Annotated in this window: 18 protein-coding genes; 14 read left to right on the top strand and 4 right to left on the bottom strand. The window is 45.2% G+C overall.

What is annotated here, in order from left to right; translation table 11 throughout:
* Positions 1–93 precede the first annotated feature (93 nt).
* On the top strand, positions 94–1,635 hold the full coding sequence (locus GSY63_RS09595; RefSeq protein WP_166585565.1) for a serine hydrolase: 1,542 nt from the start codon (positions 94–96) through the stop codon (positions 1,633–1,635).
* Between the two features lie 287 nt (positions 1,636–1,922).
* Here the strand turns inward: GSY63_RS09595 and GSY63_RS09590 are convergent, their stop codons facing one another.
* The 3 genes from GSY63_RS09590 to aspS all read right to left on the bottom strand — a co-directional run bounded on the left by GSY63_RS09590 (position 1,923) and on the right by aspS (position 5,723).
* Positions 1,923–3,230, bottom strand: coding sequence for an amidohydrolase (locus GSY63_RS09590; RefSeq protein WP_166585564.1), 1,308 nt, complete (start codon positions 3,228–3,230; stop codon positions 1,923–1,925).
* A 115-nt stretch (positions 3,231–3,345) separates the two neighbouring features.
* A complete protein-coding gene (locus tag GSY63_RS09585) occupies positions 3,346–3,816 on the bottom strand; it encodes an FKBP-type peptidyl-prolyl cis-trans isomerase (protein ID WP_166585563.1) in 471 nt (156 codons plus the stop codon).
* Positions 3,817–3,977: 161 nt separating this feature from the next.
* A complete protein-coding gene (gene aspS / locus GSY63_RS09580) occupies positions 3,978–5,723 on the bottom strand; it encodes an aspartate--tRNA ligase (RefSeq protein ID WP_166585562.1) in 1,746 nt (581 codons plus the stop codon).
* Between the two features lie 444 nt (positions 5,724–6,167).
* Between aspS and GSY63_RS09575 the strand changes: the two genes are divergently transcribed.
* From GSY63_RS09575 to GSY63_RS09550, 6 genes are all read left to right on the top strand, one after another.
* Entirely contained in the window at positions 6,168–6,770 is a 603-nt protein-coding gene (locus tag GSY63_RS09575; RefSeq protein WP_166585561.1) for a hypothetical protein, read from the top strand.
* A 427-nt stretch (positions 6,771–7,197) separates the two neighbouring features.
* Positions 7,198–9,633 carry a TonB-dependent receptor gene (locus GSY63_RS09570; protein WP_243749193.1) on the top strand — a complete coding sequence of 812 codons (2,436 nt, stop codon included), beginning with the start codon at positions 7,198–7,200 and terminating at the stop codon, positions 9,631–9,633.
* Positions 9,634–9,636: 3 nt separating this feature from the next.
* Positions 9,637–10,257 (top strand): nicotinamide riboside transporter PnuC, encoded by a 621-nt coding sequence (pnuC, locus tag GSY63_RS09565; RefSeq protein WP_166585560.1) that lies wholly within the window; start codon positions 9,637–9,639, stop codon positions 10,255–10,257.
* A gap of 3 nt (positions 10,258–10,260) precedes the next feature.
* Complete coding sequence (locus tag GSY63_RS09560; RefSeq protein WP_166585559.1) at positions 10,261–11,367, top strand: acyl-CoA dehydrogenase family protein; 1,107 nt, start codon at positions 10,261–10,263, stop codon at positions 11,365–11,367.
* A gap of 91 nt (positions 11,368–11,458) precedes the next feature.
* Complete coding sequence (gene pafA, locus GSY63_RS09555) at positions 11,459–13,144, top strand: alkaline phosphatase PafA (RefSeq protein WP_166585558.1); 1,686 nt, start codon at positions 11,459–11,461, stop codon at positions 13,142–13,144.
* A 104-nt stretch (positions 13,145–13,248) separates the two neighbouring features.
* Positions 13,249–13,875 carry a thiamine phosphate synthase gene (locus GSY63_RS09550; protein WP_166585557.1) on the top strand — a complete coding sequence of 209 codons (627 nt, stop codon included), beginning with the start codon at positions 13,249–13,251 and terminating at the stop codon, positions 13,873–13,875.
* On the opposite strand, the gene GSY63_RS09545 is transcribed toward GSY63_RS09550, so the two are convergent.
* Positions 13,876–14,721, bottom strand: coding sequence for a hypothetical protein (locus tag GSY63_RS09545; RefSeq protein ID WP_166585556.1), 846 nt, complete (start codon positions 14,719–14,721; stop codon positions 13,876–13,878).
* Positions 14,722–14,777: 56 nt separating this feature from the next.
* On the opposite strand from GSY63_RS09545, the gene GSY63_RS09540 reads away from it, so the two are divergent.
* The 7 genes from GSY63_RS09540 (at position 14,778) to GSY63_RS09510 (ending at position 21,426) form a co-directional block, all read left to right on the top strand.
* On the top strand, positions 14,778–15,347 hold the full coding sequence (locus GSY63_RS09540; RefSeq protein WP_166585555.1) for a thiamine diphosphokinase: 570 nt from the start codon (positions 14,778–14,780) through the stop codon (positions 15,345–15,347).
* A 511-nt stretch (positions 15,348–15,858) separates the two neighbouring features.
* Complete coding sequence (locus GSY63_RS09535) at positions 15,859–16,710, top strand: glycoside hydrolase family 16 protein (RefSeq protein WP_166585554.1); 852 nt, start codon at positions 15,859–15,861, stop codon at positions 16,708–16,710.
* Positions 16,711–16,821: 111 nt separating this feature from the next.
* On the top strand, positions 16,822–17,964 hold the full coding sequence (locus tag GSY63_RS24680) for a DUF6515 family protein (protein WP_208094503.1): 1,143 nt from the start codon (positions 16,822–16,824) through the stop codon (positions 17,962–17,964).
* Between the two features lie 462 nt (positions 17,965–18,426).
* Positions 18,427–19,497: an SGNH/GDSL hydrolase family protein gene (locus tag GSY63_RS09525; RefSeq protein ID WP_166585553.1), complete on the top strand. Its 1,071-nt coding sequence runs from the start codon at positions 18,427–18,429 to the stop codon at positions 19,495–19,497.
* A gap of 70 nt (positions 19,498–19,567) precedes the next feature.
* Positions 19,568–19,915, top strand: coding sequence for a four-helix bundle copper-binding protein (locus GSY63_RS09520; RefSeq protein WP_166585552.1), 348 nt, complete (start codon positions 19,568–19,570; stop codon positions 19,913–19,915).
* Between the two features lie 295 nt (positions 19,916–20,210).
* Positions 20,211–20,351: a hypothetical protein gene (locus tag GSY63_RS09515; RefSeq protein WP_166585551.1), complete on the top strand. Its 141-nt coding sequence runs from the start codon at positions 20,211–20,213 to the stop codon at positions 20,349–20,351.
* A gap of 259 nt (positions 20,352–20,610) precedes the next feature.
* Positions 20,611–21,426 carry an MOSC domain-containing protein gene (locus GSY63_RS09510; protein ID WP_166585550.1) on the top strand — a complete coding sequence of 272 codons (816 nt, stop codon included), beginning with the start codon at positions 20,611–20,613 and terminating at the stop codon, positions 21,424–21,426.
* The last annotated feature ends 60 nt before the right edge of the window (positions 21,427–21,486 follow it).

Genomic DNA, 21,486 nt, shown 5'->3' with positions numbered 1-21,486 from the left:
AAAACATTTTTTAATATTCATTTAGATCAAAATTGTATCAGATTCGTTACTAAGTATCGAAAGTAGTTTGTAAATATCTAATTTTATCGACCTATGAAGAAGCGCTCCCATGTTTTTTCGGGATTTTTACTGATTTTATTAATAGCGAGCCATGCAACACAGGCACAAAATGTTAACCGCAGTAGATTTATCCCCGATAGTATCGATAATTATATTAACCGCGCGCTAACCAACTGGCGTATTCCCGGTGCAGCAGTTTGTATTGTAAAAGATAATCGCATTGTGCTGTTAAAGGGCTACGGTATTAAAGAGCTGGGGGTGCCAACCAAGGTAGACCAGAACACGCTCTTTATGATTGGCAGCAACACCAAGGCTTTTACCGCCACCGCGCTGGCCATGCTACAAGATCAACACAAGTTATCGTTAGACGATAAGGTAACCAAGTACATCCCAGATTTTAAACTCGAAAATAAATTAGCCACACAAGAGGTTACCATCCGCGATCTGCTTTGCCACCGCTTGGGCATAGGAACGTTTCAGGGCGACTTTACTTACTGGACCAGCAACTTAACCCGTGGCGAAGTAATGGCTAAACTAGGAAGCGTAAAAGCGCCTTATCAGTTCCGCACTAAATGGGGGTATACTAATGCTGCATTTGTAACGGCCGGCGAAATCATCCCACGTATTACGGGCAAAACCTGGGAGCAATATATAAAAGAAAATATTTTTGCACCACTGGGCATGACTAACTCTTTATTGCTCAGCGCCGATTTTCCGAAATCTATCAACAAGGCTTCGGCACATACCCTGGTCGACGGTAGGTTGGTAGCCATACCATTCCCTCAATTAGATAACCTGGCACCGGCTGGGGCTATCAGTTCTTCGGCGCAGGATATGAGTAAATGGGTTTTCTCCTTGTTAGATCAGGGCAAAGTTGGTGCACGACAAGTGATACCAACAGCAGCCATTGAAGCTACCCGCCAGGCGCAGGATATTGTATCGAGCGGTAAACGCATTACCGGCGAAAGCTATTACGAGCTGTATGGCTTAGGCTGGTTTTTGCAGGATTATGACGGCAAGCGATTAGTAATGCACGATGGTGGTGTTAATGGCTACGTATCGTCGGTTACGCTGGTGCCCTCGGAACACCTGGGTATTATCATCCTAACCAACAGCGACCAAAACAGCCTGTACGAAGCATTGCGCTGGGAGATACTCGACGCCTACTTTAACCGCCCTTTTCAGGATTACAGCGAAAAATACCTTGCCGGTTTCAAATTACGTTACAACAACGAATTGCAGGCCAACCAAAAACTACGCGATTCGGTGGCGCTTAACTTAAAACCAGCGCTATCCTTAAACAGCTATACTGGAAAATACACTAACGAACTGTACGGCAACCTTACCGTAAGCAAGGGCGAAAACAACGATCTGGAGGTGCGTTTCGAACATCATCAACGCATGTATGCCAAGCTGCAACCGTTGGGAGGCAATCGCTTTTTCGCTATTTTCTCTGATCCGGAATTTGGCAGGGCGGTGTTCCCGTTCAATGTGCAAAACGGCAAAGTAACCGGCCTACATGTTAAAGTGGCCGATTTTATTGAGTATACGCCGTATGAGTTTAAGAAAGATTAGGTTGACTTGTTGATGGGGTAACTTGGCAATATCTCCTTCGTCCGTCCGTTTCCTCCCGCCATACTCAGCGTTACAACGCCGGACAGCTGTAAATATAGCCTGAAGACTATCGGCAAAGTAGTTCGAAGCCCGGAGACTTCGAATAGCACAGAGTAAACTTTAAAAATATAATGATTTCAAAAAATGTCATTCCGAGGTACGAGGAATCTTCTTCGCCATGTAAGCCGGACTAGCATTGCGAAGAAGATGCTTCACTATCGTTCAGAATGACAAAATAGAGAGAGTCGTTATTTACCCTTCCCACCCATATAATCCAGCGTCAAATCGCATAATGCTTTCACACCCAATGTAAATCCGCTCTCATCAATATAAAAATCGGGGGTGTGGTGCGGTGGCGCTTTCATCGGGTCGCCGCCTTTGGGCATGCCGCCTAAGAAGAAGAACAGTCCGGGTACTTTTTGCTGGTAAAAGCTAAAATCCTCCGCACCGGTTACCGCCTGGCGTAACAGCACGTTATCGGCACCCGCAACAGATTGCAGTGTAGGCAGCATCTGGGCGGTAAGCTTTGGATCATTATAAGTTACTGGGTAATGATTGCTGTACGGAATTTTAACCTCGGCAGTTGCGCCGTTTGCTTCAGCGGTTTTGGTGGCTATGGTTTTAACGCGTTCTATCAGCATTTTTTCGTCAGCAGCGCTTAGTGCACGCAGGGTGCCCAGCATTTCTACCTTTTCGGGGATAATGTTAGATCTATTGCCGCCATTAATAGCACCTATAGTTACCACGCCTCCGTTTTGGGTAACATCCAGGTTGCGGCTTACAATGGTTTGCAGGTTATTAATAATTTGTGCCGAAACCACAATCGGGTCGATACTGCTCCAAGGGTATGCACCGTGCGACGAGCGCCCTTTAACCACAATCTGCATATCATTAACCGCAGCCATTGTGCCACCCGGGCGATAGCCTATTTTGCCAACTTCGGTTTGTGAGTTGATATGCAGGCCAAAAATCACGTCGACCTTTGGATTTTCCAATACACCTTCTTTTACCATTAGTTCAGCACCACCTTCTTCACCGGCAGGCGGCCCTTCTTCAGCAGGTTGAAATATGAATTTTACTGTACCGTGCAGGTCGTTCTTCATAGATGCCAATATCTCGGCAACACCCATTAATATCGCCACGTGCGAGTCGTGCCCACAGGCCGCCATTACGCCCACCTCGTTGCCATTATACATGGTTTTTACTTTAGAGGCGAAGGGGATATTTACCCGCTCGGTAACCGGCAAACCATCCATATCGGCACGCAACGCTACAACCGGACCGGGCTTGCCGCCCCTAAGCACACCCACTACGCCGGTATGCGCTACGCCTGTTTTAACTTCGATCCCTAAAGATTGAAGGTGCTTTGCTACAATATCTGCCGTGCGCACCTCGTGGTTACCCAGTTCGGGGTGCTCATGAAAGTCGCGGCGCCAGGCAATTACCTTTTGCTCCAGGGCATCGGCCTTTTTGCTTACGGTAGCGTGCCTAGCCGGGGTTTGCGCAAAAGCGCTTAAGGATAAAAATGAGAATACTAAGGGGTAAAGTTTTTTCATTATGCTTCAGTAAGTTAGTTGAGACCGTAAGATAATGAAAATACTGATACGATGCAGGGGCGTTAAACAGCAAAAGCGGCTTTTAGGGCCGCTTTTGACATATTATATAGTTGAGTTAAAACTTGATCAGATCTACCGTAAAGTCTAACACCGAGTTTGCAGGTATTTTACCCGATGCGGTATTTTTGTAAGCAAGCGTGCTAGGGATAAGCAGCCTGATACGGCCGCCTTTGTTAATATGCGGAATACCGTACTGCCAGCCTGCAATAACGCTGGTTAACGAGAAGGTAGAGCTGCTGCCCGAATCGAACAAAGTACCATCGAGCAGGTAGCCTTTGTAGTTAACGGTTACAGTTGAAGTAGCGGTTGGGTAGGCGCCATCTCCTGCAATTACCACCTGGTAGTAAACGCCTGACGGGTCTTTCACTGCGGTAATGTTGTTAGTTTTAATAAAGGCCTGAATGGTGGCGTCGTCTTTAGCTGCCTGGGCAGTGGCATCATAAGTAGATGTTGTCGAATCGTCTTTTTTGCTGCACGATGCCAGGCCAACTACGGCTGTTAAAAGTAGGAATAGATATTTTTTCATGTGTGTTTTGAGTCCGGAAGTCGGAAAGACCGAGAGTCCGGGATTTTGTTTTTGTGTCTGTACGTTTGTTTACCGTGAATTGTAACGCTGGATTTAAATAAAAAGTCCGAAAGAGAAAAAATATTTCTTCCGGACTTTCAGGCGTGCTTTATTTCGGACTATTAAACAGTAGTCTTAATTTTCAATTCGGTCATTTGGGCATCTGCAATGGTTGATGGTGAATCTATCATTACATCGCGGCCCGAGTTATTTTTAGGGAAGGCAATCACATCGCGGATAGAATCCAGTCCGGCGAAGATGGAAGCCAGCCTGTCGAAACCAAAAGCAATACCACCATGCGGAGGTGCACCATATTCAAAGGCATCCATCAGGAAGCCGAATTGCTTTTGCGCTTCTTCCTTGCTAAAGCCTAAGTGTTTAAACATTAAGCCTTGCAGATCTTTATTGTGGATACGGATAGATCCACCACCAATTTCTGTACCGTTAATTACTAAATCATAAGCATTGGCGCGTACTTCGCCCGGGTTAGTATCCAGCAGGGCAATATCCTCTGGCTTAGGCGAAGTGAACGGATGGTGCATGGCATGGTAACGGCCGCTTTCTTCATCAAACTCCAACAGCGGGAAATCGATAACCCAAAGCGGTGCGAAAGTATTTTTATCCCGCAAACCTAAACGCGTACCCATTTCCAGGCGCAGCTCGTTCATTTGCTTACGTACTTTATCGGTATTACCGGCAAGAATTAAAATTAAGTCGCCTTGCTCTGCACCGAAAGCAGCAGCCCAGTTAGTCAGGTCGTCTTCGTTAAAGAATTTATCCACTGATGACTTTAATGTGCCATCGGTATTGTAACGCATGTATATTAAGCCAGTAGCACCAATTTGAGGGCGTTTTAACCACTCGGTCAGCTCATCTAATTGCTTACGGGTATAACCCGCAGCACCTTTGGCGTTGATACCAACCACCAGTTCGGCATTATCAAATACGCTGAAATCTTTGCCCTTTACCAGATCGTTCATTTCTACAAACTCCATCCCGAATCTGCGGTCTGGTTTGTCTGATCCATATAAACGCATGGCATCGGCATAATACATGCGCGGGAACTCGTTTAGTTCAATACCTTTCACCTTATTGAACAGGTGACGAGTAAGGCCTTCAAATATATTCAGAATATCTTCCTGGGTTACGAAAGAAAGCTCACAATCAATCTGGGTAAATTCAGGCTGACGGTCGGCACGTAAATCTTCGTCACGGAAACATTTCACAATTTGGAAATAACGGTCGAAACCGCTTACCATCAGCAATTGCTTAAATGTTTGCGGCGATTGCGGCAGGGCATAAAACTCGCCCGGGTTCATGCGGCTTGGCACTACAAAGTCGCGCGCACCTTCCGGGGTCGACTTAATTAATACCGGGGTTTCCACCTCAATAAAGTCCAGATCGCTTAAATAACGGCGAACTTCCTGTGCCATTTTATGACGCAGGATGAGGTTGTTGCGGATAGGCGCACGGCGTAAATCCAAATAGCGATATTTAGCACGCAGTTCTTCGCCGCCGTCGGTATCATCCTCAATCAGGAATGGAGGAATTTTAGCCTCGTTTAATATTTCGATACCCTCAACAGCGATTTCAATTTCGCCGGTAGGGATCTTTGTGTTTTTGTTAGAGCGTTCTAACACCTTACCGGTAACCTTGATCACAAACTCGCGACCAAGCCCGCGGCCCTGCTCGCGCAGTGCAGCATCGGTATCTGTATTAAAAACTAATTGCGTTAAACCATAACGATCGCGGATATCAACGAAAGTTGTACCGCCTAAATCGCGCGATTTCTGAACCCATCCGGTTAAGGTTACTGTTTCACCTAAGTTACTGATGTTTAATTCGCCGCAAGTGTGTGTTCTGAGCATAGCTTCTTAAATTGTCAAAGTCTGCAAAAGTGTAGAAAATGTGCGGAATTATGGAAAATAGTATCGGATTTTTTTCCGAAAACGGAATATTTTCCACTTTCATATTTGTCATCTCGAACGATAGTGAGAGATCTTTTGCGATAATTTATTGTGTGTTGTCATGCTGAGCTCCGTCGAAGCATAGAGGTTGGCCAACTGCGTCCGGTCTTGAACCAGAATCTTCAGAATGTAAGAATTAACAGAATGTTTTAAGTTCAGGTCTCTGTCTCACTCATAATCACTCTTTCACTCATCAAATATAGGCGTTGCCTTCGGTCGGGCTATCCGCTCATACTGCACGGGCATTAGTCACGGGCCGATATCCGCTATTACCACTAACGCGAGAAATTCTTTATAAAACTTATAAAATTTCGATAAACTACTTAGCTTAGAAAATGAAAATAAATGATGCGCAAATTATTCCTGCTACTAATAATAGTGCTTACCGGCTGCCATTCGAAAAGTGACCACGCTGCACAAAAATTAAACGATACCTTGGCAAAACTTCGGATTATGACCGATTTCAGGCCATTGGATAGCACGGAAGCTTACTCATTTATCAACAAATATTATTTGCCGCGATTAGATACCATACCTACCGGGCGCAAAATTTCTATAACCCCATTAATGGGAGGTGATTTTAAAGAAATATTTGAAAGAGATAGCATTCGTTTAACCAAAGAATACCAAGCTAAAAAACAGAGTATTGAACTTTACCCGCCGTCACCAAATTTTTATGACAGCTCTTATAGATGGAATAGCAAACATTTGATAAATACTCAAATAGTTGCAGGTATAGAGAATTTAGATCGACATTCGATCTCGAATCTTTCCAAATGGCACAAAAAGTACGGTTGGGGTTATATGTGCATATCGTATCCTCAATATAATCCACATACAAATAAATTGTTTATACGCGAATACATTGAAAATGGGGATTGGTGCGGCACTGGCAGGGAAAGAACTTTTTTTTATACAAAAACAGCAGACGGCTGGAAACGCGATTAAACGAGATGATTATTTTCGAGCGCTGTCATGCTGAGCTCCGTCGAAGGATAAGCCACCCGCGCCATGCTTCGAGTGCCTCAACATGACAGCCCCATTAATCCGTTTTCCCCAATTCCTCATATTCCAAATCAAATACTATATTTGCCGTATAATTCTTAAGGGGTGCCTTGCTTTGGTTGCAAACAAACTGCAGATTGTTTACCAAACTGAAAGACAGGCTGAGATCATACCCATGGAGAGAAGTTTTAAGTACTGAGTTTTGAGTTCCGAGTCGTTTCCGGCTATGAACCATGAACCAGCAATTAAGAACTTCCTCCTGCACCTGATCCGGGTAATGCCGGCGTAGGGATGAGGTAAAAAGTTAAGTGTACTGCCCGTTTACTCCCTTATGGGCAGATGGTTTAACTCATGTTATTAGTATCACATTTTGAAAAATTTATTTCTGGCGACAATCGCCTTGCTGCTGCCATTTTGGGCGTCGGCGCAATTCACGCTATCAGGCACTGTTATCGATAGCCAAACCGGCAACACACTTCCGGGTGCAACCGTAAGCATTTCTAAAGCACAAACCATTATTGCCGATGCCACAGGGCATTACCAACTTGGCGGCCTTAAAAAGGGCAGCTATATTCTTCACGTAAGTTTTATCGGCTATACCTCCGTAAATCAGGAGATCAATTTATCGGCCAACCTTACAAGCGATATTAAACTAACAAGCGGCGCAATTATTACCGAAGATGTTAACGTAAGCGCCACAAGGGCAAGCAGCAAGTCGCCCACGGCCTTTACTAACCTAAAACGCAAAGACATTCAGAAAAATAACCTGGGGCAAGATCTGCCGATGCTTTTAGGTGGCACACCTTCGGCGGTCACCACGTCAGATGCCGGTGCAGGCGTGGGTTATACGGGTATCCGTATCCGCGGGTCCGATGGCACACGCATCAACGTAACGGTTAATGGTATTCCGTTAAACGACTCCGAAAGTCAGGGTAGCTACTTTGTAGACCTGCCCGACTTCGCTTCGTCAGTAGATAACATACAGGTACAACGTGGCGTGGGTACATCAACCAATGGAGCCGGTGCATTTGGTGCCAGTATTAATATCCAAACCACCACCCGTCGCGATTCGGCTTATTTGGAACTAAACAATTCGGCCGGTTCTTACGGAACGGTTAAAAACACCGTACAATTAGGTACGGGTTTATTAGGCGGGCATTTTAGTTTTGATGGAAGGCTATCGCGCATAAACTCTGATGGTTATATCGATAGGGCCTTCTCTAAACTGAAATCATACTTTTTGAGTGGGGCATACTATGGTAAAAACAGTATTGTGCGGGTGAATGTATTTTCGGGACAGGAGCAAACTTACCAGGCCTGGGACGGCGTTCCGGCTGATAGCATCGCCAAAGGCAATCGTACTTATAACGAGTTGGGCTACATTAACTCAAGCGGCACTTATTATAAAAATCAGACCGACAATTATACCCAAAACCATTATCAGTTATTGTACGATCAGCAATTGGGCAGCAAGCTGTCTTTCAGCGGCGCATTACACTATACCAAAGGTTATGGTTATTACGAAGAATACAAGAACAACGCAGCAGTAGCTGACTATGGCTTAACACCGGTTGTGACAGGCGGTGTTAGTATCGACGAAACAGATTTAGTTAGGCGCTTGTGGCTTAATAACGAGTTTTACGGTTTAACCTACAACTTCAAATATCAGCCTATTAATCCGCTTAACATTATTTTAGGCGGGGCTTATAACGAGTACAAAGGTGCGCACTACAACAACATCGAGTGGACGCAGTTGAGTACAACCGCAAGTCCGGATTATGAGTACTCGCGCGATGATGCTAAAAAGAAAGACTTTAACACGTTTGCCCGTGCAGAATTGCAGGCAGGAAAGTTTTTGCTCTACGGCGATTTGCAATACCGACATATTAATTACTCGTTCCTCGGCTTCGACAGAAACCTGAACAATGTTCAGCAAGCAGTTCAACTTAACTTTTTCAATCCCAAAGCTGGTATTACTTATGAGTTGAACGATCATAACAACGTGTACGCATCCTTTGCTGTAGGTAACCACGAGCCTAACCGCGACGACTATACCAACTCTACGCCAGACAGTCGCCCGAAATCTGAAAACCTGAAAGATTTTGAATTAGGGTACCGCACCAACCAAGGTATATTTACCGGAGGCATCAACGCCTTTTACATGCTGTACAAAAATCAGCTGGTGTTAACCGGATCGTTAAATGATGTTGGCGCAGCCATCCGTACTAACATAAAAGATAGCTACCGTGAGGGTGTAGAACTCGATGGTCGTTTGCGTATTACCCAACAATTAAGCTGGGCGGCAAATCTTGCCTTCAGCAGCAATAAGGTTAAAAACTTTAAACAGTTTCTGTATAACTACGACACCGAGGCTTATGTAGAAACCGATTACAAGAAGACAGACATCGCCTTTTCGCCAAACGTTGTCGGCAATAGCGAGATCAGTTTCCGCCCGATTAAAAACGGTGAGATTGCCCTGATTAGCAAATACGTAAGCAAGCAATATTTGGATAATACTTCGAACACAAACCCGGCAGGAGTGCCTTCTGCTGGCGAAAACGAGTATGCTGTTAACCGTTACCTGAAATCGTACTTCGTAAACAATATTAGGCTCAACTACAATTTCAGCATCAAATCTGTTAAGAACCTCGGGGTAACCTTGTTGGTTAACAATATATTCAGCACCAAATACGAGGCCAATGGCGCAACCTATCCGGATATTGAGGGTGGGCAGGTTGTTAACTACAATTATTACTATCCACAGGCTCCGCGAAACTTTTTGGCATCGCTTAACTTAAAATTCTAACCCATGCATCAATGGCTTGAGTTGCTGGCAGAACAAATTCGGCAAACCACTTTAATAGAGTGGCTTGCCGTTATATTGGGCGTCGCCGAGGTTTTGCTGGCGCGAAAAAATAACATTTTGCTTTACCCAGCGGGTATAGGCGGTTCTGCCATCAGTATCATCCTGTTTATTAAAGCAGGTTTATTTGCCGATGCCGGATTAAGCTTTTATTATGTAATAGTAAGTGTCTACGGCTGGATTATCTGGAGCCGCCGCAAAAACGAGCCGCCTTTGCAAGTTGCCTATGCCAGTAAACAGGAGTGGCTGATGACATTGCTCATTGCCTTTGGCGGCGGGATAGCCATTTATTGGATCCTCATCACTTTTACGCCATCAACCGTGCCAATTATGGATGCCTGGGTAACCTCATCTGCATGGGCAGGCACCTGGCTGCTGGCCCGCCGGCGGATAGAGAACTGGGTTATACTTAACGTAAGTAACCTTTTCGCCATTCCGCTTTTATTTTACAAACATTTGCCGCTGTTTGCCCTGTTAACTCTCTTTTTGTTCGTGATAGCCATTTTTGGCTTTTTCGACTGGCAGAAGGTTTACCGTAAGCAGCAGCTCCAAACATTAGTCCATTAACCTATGAATGATATAGAACATCCATCGGTATTGCTGAAACCAAAGTGGGTTGAGGTGATCCGTCGGGAAGCCTTGACCGCAGAGCAGGAAGGACTTTTACAAGCCGGTCAACTCGATTTAATCTATCAGCAAAACTGGTTTAAGTTACTCGTACCCAAAATATACGGTGGACTGGAAATGCTACTGCCTGAACTGATCCGCATGGAAGAAGCCCTCAGCTGGGCCGACGGCAGCCTGGGTTGGGTGGTTACGCTTTGTGCCGGTGCGGGATGGTTTGGTGGATTTATTAATACCGAAATAGCCGCGCACATTTTTGCTGACCCTAAAGTTTGTTTGGCGGGTAGTGGCGCATCTACAGGAACGGCAACCCAAACCGACCATGGTACTTACATTATTAACGGCAGTTGGAAATATGCCAGCGGCGTAAAACATGCAACCCAGTTTACGGCAAATTGCGTTATTAAACAGGGTGAAGAAACAGTTTTAAACGCCGAGGGTACTCCGCTAATTCTTCCTTTTGTTATCGATAGCCAATACGCCACGCTGATACCAGCCTGGAAATACGTAGGTATGATGGGCACAGGCAGCCATGCCTTCGAGATAAATAATTTAGAGGTTAACGCCAACCGGTGCTTTAAGATTGATGCCGATGCCAAGGCGATTGACTCTACGTTATACAACTATCCTTTCCGTCAACTGGCGGAGGGTACACTGGCTGCAAACCTATCAGGTATGGCGCTGCATTTTGTTGACCTGTGCGGGCCGATATTCGAAGAGCGGGCGAAACTACCCAAGCTTACTACAGCCAACCGGGTTACACTAATGTACGATCTGAAAGAAGTAAAAACCAATCTTCAAAACCTTCGCAATGAGTTTTACGAGACCCTAGACACTTCATGGCGAAACTTTGACGCAGGGTTCGAGTCGCCCGAAGAGCTGCAATCGGTAAGCCATACCAGCAGGCAACTGGCTATTGCAGCCCGTGAAAGTGTAGATAAACTTTATCCCTACTGCGGCCTGGTTGCGGCATCGCCCGATAAAGAAATTAACCAGGTTTGGCGCGATCTGCACACGGCAAGCCAGCATTCGTTATTGACGTTCGCCGAATAGTTATCATATTGTTTATCCATTCATAACAAAAATATCACACGCGTTTTTATTTACAATCGTGATATTTGCGACAAAATAAACGCCCCTATCGATGAACATCAAACATTTTATACTTGGTATTTTAGTAGTAGCCGGCACCTCGGCTTCTGCGCAAACACGTAAAAAAGCAACTGTTGCTCCGGCGGCGGCGACTTCTAACGGCATTGCCCGCCCCAAACTGGTTGTGGGTATAGTGATAGATCAGATGCGCTGGGATTACCTGTATCGTTACTACGATCGTTATCAGGCAGGCGGCTTAAAGCGCATGCTTAACGAAGGCTTCACCTGCGAAAACACCCAGATAGATTATCTACCTACAGAAACCGGCCCTGGCCATAGCTGTATATACACCGGTTCGGTGCCCGCTATACACGGGATTGCTGCTAACGATTTTATTGAGCAGGCAACAGGCCGCCATTTATATTGTGCAGGCGATTCTACCGTTCAAAGCGTAGGGAGTATTTCTCCTGCCGGACAAATGTCTCCCCGTAACTTACAGGTTACCACCATTACTGATGAACTGCGTTTAGGCACTAACTTCCGCTCGAAGGTTATCGGTATTTCATTGAAAGATCGCGGCGCTATTTTACCAGCAGGTCACACAGCAAATGCCGCTTATTGGTTTGACGATGCCAGCGGCAACTTTATCAGCAGTACTTATTACATGACCGATTTGCCTGCCTGGGTAAAAACCTTTAACAGTAGCGGTAAATTACAAAGCTATTTAGGCCAGAAATGGAATACGTTGTATCCGATTGACACCTACGTACAAAGCACTACAGATAATTCACCTTATGAGGGTAAGTATCGCGGCGAAACTGCTCCGGTATTCCCGCACGATCTTTCAGTGATCAGCAAGAAGGAAAACAGTGGTAACGGCGCCATCCGTAGCTCGCCTTTTGGCATCAGCCTAAGCATTGATTTTGCTGAGAAGGCTATTGAGGCTGAGAAATTAGGACAGAATACCGTGACCGATTTTCTTGCCCTGAGCTTGTCGTCAACAGATTATGTTGGGCACCAGTTTGGCCCGAATGCTATCGAGACGGAAGATACTTACCTACGCTTAGATAAAGACCTGGCAGCGTTTTTCAGCTATCTGGATGCCAAGATTGGCAAGGGTAACTACACAGTATTTTTAACGGCTGATCACGGCGCAGCACATAACCCTAAATTTTTACAAGACCGCAACGTACCTGCAGGTTATGTAAACCCAGGTATCATGGCCCGCGACCTGAACACCTTGTTAGAGAAAAAGTATGATGCAAAAGGTTTGGTACTCGATGCCAATAACTACATGATCAACTTTAACAATGTATTGATTGCGAATAAAAAATTGAGCATCGACGCTATTAAGGCTGATTGTATCGATTGGTTGAACAAACAGTCAACCGTTTTATTTGCAGTAGATATGGCCAACGTAAATCAGGCCAATCTGCCCGACTGGATCAAAACCCGCATTATTAACGGTTACAGTAAAGAATTTAGCGGCGCAATACAGGTGATATTAAAGCCGGGTTATTATGCAGGCAGCCCTAACGCCACCGGCACAACCCATGGCACCTGGACAGCCTACGATACACATATTCCGCTGGTATTTATGGGCTGGGGTGTTCAGCATGGCGCATTAAACCGTGAAACGCATATGACCGACATTTCGGCCACGCTTGCAGCCCTTTTACACCTGCAAAGGCCCGACGGCTGTATTGGTAATCCGATCAGCGAGTTGATTAAGAGATAAGTATGAGCTGACTTGTTTATTGAGTTAAATAAGTTTGATTGGGCGAAGTAAAACAGTTTACTTCGCCCAATTGCTTTTATGACTATTACTATTAACCTGCGCTCATGAAAAAATATATTTCCCGTTTCCATTACCTCACCCAAGACCTGCCCGAACGCTCGCACGTTGAACAAGTGCAGATAGCCTGCGAGAACGGTGCCAACTGGATCCAATACAGATGTTTAACGAAGTCGGACGAAGACCTGGTAGAAGAAATCCACCAGATAGCTGCCATTTGCGATGATTGGGGCGCTACGCTGATCTTAACCAATCATTACCACCTCTTAGACCGGGTTGATGCACAGGGTGTACACATAGAAGATGTTAACGCCAATTTTGAAGCAATACGTCAACAGATTACGGACGAGAAAACCATGGGTGCATCAGCTTACACAACCGAAGAAATATTAACACTACAAGCCGCAGGTATAGTAGACTATTGTGGCTACGGCCCTTTCGCCAGTACAACAACCCGAACGCATGATCGCCCGTTGCTGGGTTTTAAAGGCTATAGAGAGCTGGAAGAACTGCGGATAGATTTACTACCTGTAATTGCAGTGGGCGGTATCCGTTTGCCAGACGTAGAACTTTTATTAAACACCGGCATACATGGCATTGCGGTATCGTCAGCAATTAATCTGGCACCCGATCCTGGCGAAGCTGTTAAGGCTTTCTACAGAGCAGTTTATTAATCATTTCCCTTTCAACCAATTTTTAATCTTTTTAAAAATGTCTTCCTTACGGGGCTTGGGTTTACCATCGTGGGTTAGTAGATTATTGTAATGGTTTTCTAATTCTATCGCGTAATCAACTTGCTCGCAATCGTTTTTTAACTCTTCAATATAAGGCAACACCCTCTCATTTAACGCGCTGTTTTGAGATACCGTTTGGTAACCGCTTCGCAACGTTGGATTCGGATTAACGTTGATTTCCCCGTGTCCGTTTTCGGCAAAGTAATCAACCTGATATATCTCGGGGTTTAATTTTTTGAGGCGCTGTGTGCCTTTGCGCTCGTTGCGCCAGGGGTGTTCATTTGGGGGGAGTTGATTTAGCAAGAATTCCCGGTCCCAAATCGTAACCTGATGCGACATCAAGTAGCCAGACGCCTCGTTATCCAATTTAGCGATAGTGAACCCTTCAATTCCGTATCCGGCCGGCTCTGTCTTATAAACATCTGAGCTGGTTAGCTTTACTTGTTTCCACTCTTTCTTTTCAATCAGGGTAAATAATTCGCTGAAAAACTCAGGATCAACCGGTTTATTCAACCACATATCTTCCTGAAAATAAATCACATATTTTTCAGTGATCTCATGCCGCAACAAGTGGGCCAGGCGGTTACTCCACTCGCCCGAACCGGAGCGGACATTCTTAAACCCATCAATAGTTACCTCTAAATTTTCGGTGGCGAAATAATAATTACATGGAATTTTAAAATCCCAGTATTTATTAAAGAAGGCCGAAAAGCCCTGATATAAAAAGCGGTACCTGTCGCAGGTATGCACAAGTAAGGCGAAGTTAGACGAGTTTTTTGTGGCCATAGTAAACAGGTGTGCAAAAATACAATTAGCTTTACCAAACTGGTTAAATAAATTTCATGTCGTCACATCACATTGTTAGGGAAAAGCAAGAACCGGCTTTATTGGTACTTAATTTAAGCGAGTTTTCGTTCGAACTGCTTGGCCAGTTACTGGAGTGGAGCCCGACGCTTATTGCCATTCCCGAAACCGCCGAACAGCTTCACAACAACCAGATCAAGATCGACTGGCTGATTGCCAACCAACATATCAACGACCTTCAATCTGATGTAAAACTAATTCCGGTTGAAAATGAGCAGTACCTCCAAACAGCCTTTTTTCAATTAATAGATCAGGGTTACAGGGCGGTAAACATTATCACCGATCAGTTCGACGCCGATAAGTACCTGCCTTATGCCAGCCAGATAGATTTAGTGGTTTACCACAACAACGAGAAAATCTTCCCCATTAAATCCGGCTTTAGTAAGTGGAAACCGGCAGGCGATAAAATTCGCCTAATTAGCCAGTCCCCAAGCTTTTCCTATACCGGACTTATACCTTTAGACGATCAATCTTTCGAAACTACAGCTGATGGTTTTGTCACGCTTACCTTCAATGAGCCTTACTTATTCATTGCAGAAACCATTTAAAAACGGAAGCGCGTAGTGGTGCATGGTGCAAAGTTCCACATGCACCACTGTGTTCCTACTTAAAAGTCCTTTTGCAAAAAGATTTAACTTAAATAACTAATATTAAATACGTTGCAAAAACACCTTTTTCGTTAAGAATCTTCCCGTGCACCACTTTTGATGACTTAAAAGTCCTTTTTTAATTGGCAAGTTCAGGCATTCATGCTTAAATTGATGAATTTTTAGGTGCTCGATCCACGCAAATAAATACCTCATAAAAGCACCGCAATTAGCAAGGCTTATGCATCCCCTCAAGAGTAAAGCAGAACCCTTTCCAATGTTAACAGATTGATACAAACAGCTCTAATTTATCCATCAATTTAAACACCTCTATAACAAATGAACTGAGCGATAGATTTTAACTATACAGCAGCTTTCATCAACAAAATCAGCGCTTTTTTGTCTTTCACTATCTAACAATTACTATAACCTGTATATTGGGTTTGTAAAACAACCAATTATTTCTATATATATGACTTCTTCGAGAGTAACCTTAGCTTTACTGGGGCTTGCCATGTTATCATGCGGAAGCAAAGGCAGTGCACCAGTGCCAGATACCACCACCAAAACCACTCCAGCCGACAAAGTATACACTTTTGAATCTACCCCGTATTGGGCCGATGAGTTTAACAGCGGCGCCAAGCCCGATACCTCCAAATGGGGCTACGATATTGGTGGCGACGGCTGGGGTAATCATGAACTCGAATACTACACCAATGCAAGCAATGCCGACATTAGCAATGGCAATCTTAATATTAACTTACGTAAAGAAAAATTCGGCAATAATAATTACACTTCCGCCCGCTTATTTTCAAAAGGGACTACGGGCAACTTCACTTACGGCAGGTTCGAAGTGCGTGCTAAACTCCCTGCGGGAAAAGGCACATGGCCTGCCATCTGGATGTTACCTACAGATTATGTTTACGGCGGTTGGCCAAAGTCGGGCGAGATTGATATTATGGAACATGTTGGCTACGACCCTACCAACATTCATATAACCGTACATACAGATGCGTACAACCATACCATAGGCACTCAAAAAAGTGCGGAAATGAAAGTGCCTACCGCGTTAACAGATTTCCACGTATACCGGGTAGACTGGACTCCCACAGCTATTACGGGCTATATCGATGATACTTTGGTATTCACCTTTAAAAATGAAGGCACCGGCAGCGCGGCTTGGCCTTTTGATAAACGCTTTCACCTGATGCTTAACCTGGCCTACGGCGGCGATTGGGGTGGGGCACAAGGCGTTGATGATAGCGTATTGCCGGCCACTATGCAGGTAGATTACGTGAGGGTTTACAGGGTAAATAATCTGTAAAGTCATTTTAATGTAGCCTTAACAAATTTTTAAAGGTTGATTAAACTTTTTAACGCGCCCTTCGTCATACTAATACCAACAGCGATAAAGCGCTGGGATGAAGGTTAAATTATGAAACGCATATATCAATTTTTTTCACTAACGTTTATAACAGGCCTACTAACCCTGTTTGTAGCAACAAATGCTGATGCCCAACGTGGCGGAGGCGGCCACGGTGGTGGCGGGGGCGGTGGTTCTCGCGGCAGCGGCGGTGGTGGAGGCGGTGGCTTCCATGGCGGCGGTGGCGGTGGCTTCTCTGGAGGCAGTCGCCCAAGTGGTGGTGGCTTTTCAGGCGGAGGCCGTCCTAGCGGCGGTTTCTCAGGCGGAGGTCGCCCAAGTAATGGTTTTTCAGGCGGAAGCCGTCCGGGTGGCAATTACTCAGCCCCGCGTGCCAACAATGGCATAGGTGGCTCTTATAACGGCCATCCAAATGCGGGTATTGCACCAAGAGGCAACTATGGCTACGGTCACTACAACGGCGGTCGTCCGGGTTATACCCCCGGCCGTCCGGGATACGGGCCAGGCAGACCAGGTTACGGATACAACCGTCCGGGCTACGGAGGCCGCCCAGGTTATTACAGGCCAGGTTATGGCTACGGTCGCCCGGGCTATTATCGCGGTCCGTTCAGAGGCGGCTATTATAACTACGGAGGCTTCTACGGCCGTTATTATGGCCCACGTATCGGTTTTAGCATAGGTGTATTGCCTTACGGTTATTACCCATTCTATTACGGTGCCGATCAGTATTTCTATAGTGGTGGTTACTTTTACCAACAAAACGACAACCAATATACCATTGTTGAACCACCTATAGGTGCCGAGGTTAACAGCCTTCCGTCAAACGCACAATCTATCGTGATAGACGGCCAGCAATACTACGAAGCTAACGGTGTGTATTACCTGCCAATAACCCGCGACGATGGCACAACCGCTTACCAGGTTACCGGTAAAGACGGTCAGTTAAGCACAGGCGCAGGCAGCAATTACGAAGACGACCCGAATGCTTATCCGCAAGATCAGCAAATGCAACAAGGCCCTAGCAATTTGCCAAAACCGGGCGATGTTTTACAAGCCTTGCCACCTGATTGCAGAAAAGTAAAAATTGGCGACGAAAGATATTATGTTGATCCTGCCGGTATCTATTACCACGAAGAACGCGACCAATATGGTCAGAAAGTTTACCGTGTAACAGATGTTAGCGACGACAATCAATAATAAAGAAGCTAAATAGTTCTATAGTGTTTTGACAAAGGGGATGAGGGCGCAAGGCTTTCATCCCTTTTTTATTTCAAATAATTCCGTCCCTTGGGATGCTGTAGGGAGGGGTTTCTGCGCTTGAATTGCGACGAAACCCCTCCCCGCCACTACGCATTTCCATCGCACCCCTCCCAAGGGAGGGAATTGAATCCTGCGAAAGCGAAAATCTCACGAACACGTATTTCTGTTTTCGCAAGGTCTCTCGTAGAGTACCCTGAGCACTTAGGTTGATCTGCTATATCAAGGCAGGGTCCTCTGCGAGAGACCCTGCGCGGACAAATAAATGATAAATACTGATTGGTCAGCTTTGCCAACACAAACTAAACTAATACTCATCCCGTAAACTCTTATTCAATTTTTTCATGGTGCCAAAAGCCTGTTTAAATGTTAATATATTTAGGAGTCCAATTTTGTATCACGATGAAGTATTACCTCTGCCTACTGTTTTGCCTTACAGTTTACTTTTCGCAAGCCAAACATAATCCTGCCAAGCTCACTCTTTTTGCGGCCAACAATCCCAAAATACAATACACCGGCCGCATTGATTTTGCCGATCCGCTGAAACCACGGTTCTGGTCGCCGGCGGTATATATTCTGGCTAAATTTAAGGGCTCTTCGTGCGAAGTGATCCTGAACGATGAAGTACGATACGGCAAACTGCACAACTATATAGAAATAGCAATAGACAATAATAAACCTTACCGCCTGCAAATTACCGGCAAAGTAAATGTAATTAAAGCGGCTGAGCATCTATCCGGCGGTGAACACACGATAACCATTTGCAAGAATACCGAATCGGGCATTGGCTATGTAGAATTTGCCGGTATCCGGTGTGTCGAATTGCTAACACTGCCTGCAAAACCCGCCCGTAAAATAGAATACATTGGCGACTCTATAACCTGTGGCAGCAGCATGGATCAGTCTGCAATTAAATGCGATTCGGGCCAATGGTATGATCAGCATAATGCCTTTATGAGCTACGGTGCCGTAACTGCACGTGCACTTAATGCCCAATATGTGCTGAGCTCGGTTTCGGGCATTGGCCTTATTCATAGTTGCTGCAGTATGGGTGTTACTATGCCACAGGTTTTTGATAAGGTTGATATGCGGGCCGACTCGGGCAAATGGAACTTTGGCCTTTACAAACCCGACGTAGTTACCGTTTGCTTGGGGCAGAATGATGGCGTACAAGACTCTACAGATTATTGCAGCGCCTACGTTAAATTTATTGGCGATATCCGCAAGCAATACCCCAAGGCTAACATTGTTTGCCTGAGCAGCCCAATGGCCGATGAAACACTGAGCCCGGTGCTAAAGAAATACATAACAGCCATAAACAATTATGTAAACAAAGCGGGCGATGCCAAAGTAAGCCATTACTTTTTTAGCAAAAGATATTTCCATGGCTGTGGCACGCACCCAGATATGGCCGAACACCGGGAGATGGCAGCCGAGCTAACAGCCTACATTAAGAAACTTAAAAATTGGTAGCTAATTCTATTTACTTAAAACATAGCGCGGAGTATGGGTATTACTATAAGGTAAACAAACACAAAACGTTATGTCAAAAAATCATAATCACCAGCAATTAATACAAACACTTTTAAACTGCGTACTGGCCTGCGAGCATTGCGCAACCGCATGCCTGGGCGAACAGGATGTTAACATGATGGCTGGCTGTATTAAACTCGACCGCGACTGCGCCGACATTTGCAGCCAGGGAGCTCGTCTTCTACAGCGCGACTCGGTTATAGCACACCAATACCTGGTTTTGTGCGAAGAGATCTGTCGGCTTTGTGCCCAAGAATGCGGCAAGCACAATATGGATCATTGCCAGCAATGTGCCGAAGCCTGCCGCCAATGCGCCGAGGCTTGCCATGCGCACCACGAGCCCATTACCCAGGACTAGCAAATCCGTTAGAATTTAATTATTCAGGCCGGTTGAGATTTTAACCGGCCTTTTTTATTTCATATCGCAAAAGCATCTTCTATGTCCAATCACACAAAATAACTTAAAAGTCATGAAAATTTGATTTTTTAGTCATCTGTTTCTCCTTATTGTATTTTTTAAAATACAGTTTTAAACAAGGCTCAATTTAAAAAAAGCCTTTTTTGCCTTCAAGGAAAAGCTTTGGCACGTTTGGCATAATTATCGTATTAAACCTAACACAACTAACTAAGAAAAAAACATTAACACAACCGATATGAAAACCATTAACAACACCGACCTACTTTTAAGATCAATCGATATTCAATTGAAAAAAATGTTACAGGCTGATTTGAAAGCATATCGTACAGCCCAACACAAAAACGGCAACAACCAGGGAGCTAAAAAAGCTGCCTGATCTATATATATCCTACCTATGATGAAAATAAAAAGAGTCCATAATTATTGGACTCTTTTTTTGTTTAGGAGGGTATAAAAAGGGGCTGTCACACTGAGGTACTCGAAGTGTCGCGCGTAGAAGCCGGCCCATCTTGCTTCGTCCAAACAAGCGTCGGAACATTCTCGGCAAGTAATCACAGTCGCCTCCAATTCAACAACATCCAAAAGCCATCGTTCTTCTTCCGCATCACCCATATTATCGCTATTTTAGCGCTGCAATGTTAACTGTAAGCCAGCTGTTTATTTACCCCATTAAATCCCTAGGCGGCCTTGCTTTAGATACTGCCGAGGTCACCGACCGCGGTTTGAAATACGACCGCCGTTGGATGTTGATCGACGATAATAACCGTTTTCTGTCGCAGCGTGAGTTTGCACAAATGGCTTTGCTGAGCGTAAGTATAGAAGCCGCCGGTCTGCGCGTTACTTACTTAAAAGATGGCTCGTCTATAGGTATCCCTTTTATACCGCAAACGAACACCGACATTCCCGTAACTGTTTGGGATGATACCTGTACAGGCACATTGGTTTGCCCTGATATAGACAAATGGTTTACCAATGTGCTGGGCATGAATGCCCGGCTGGTTTACATGGCCGACGTATCGCGTCGGGAGGTTGACCCAAGGTACGCGCACGAACAGCAGATCACCTCCTTTGCTGATGCTTATCCTTTTTTGCTTATCGGCCAGGCATCATTGGATGAATTGAATACCCGCCTGCAGAGCCCGATCAGGATGGACCGTTTCCGGCCCAATATCGTTTTCAGCGGTGGCGAACCTTTTGAGGAAGATGTAATGCCGCACATTCGCATAGGTGATATAGATTTTTACGGCGTAAAACGCTGCGCACGATGTGTGATGATCACCATCGATCAGCAAAGCGCAGCCAAACACCCCGAACCCTTGAAGGTGCTGGCCAAATACCGGGCGCAGAACAACAAGATCTACTTCGGCCAAAACCTGTTGCATAAAGGCACAGGCAACATTAGCGTTGGCGATGTATTGGAAGTGGTAGCAAAACCCGCCGCTATCTTGTAGCATTTTAAAACAAAAATGTTATAATGTATCTTTAAACCCAAATACTTGTGTTAAACAGCC

The sequence above is a fragment of the Mucilaginibacter agri genome, from assembly GCF_009928685.1.
GTDB classification, from domain to species: Bacteria; Bacteroidota; Bacteroidia; order Sphingobacteriales; family Sphingobacteriaceae; genus Mucilaginibacter; species Mucilaginibacter agri.
Note: the sequence above shows the minus strand (reverse complement) of the source record. Positions and strands in the feature narration are given on the sequence as shown.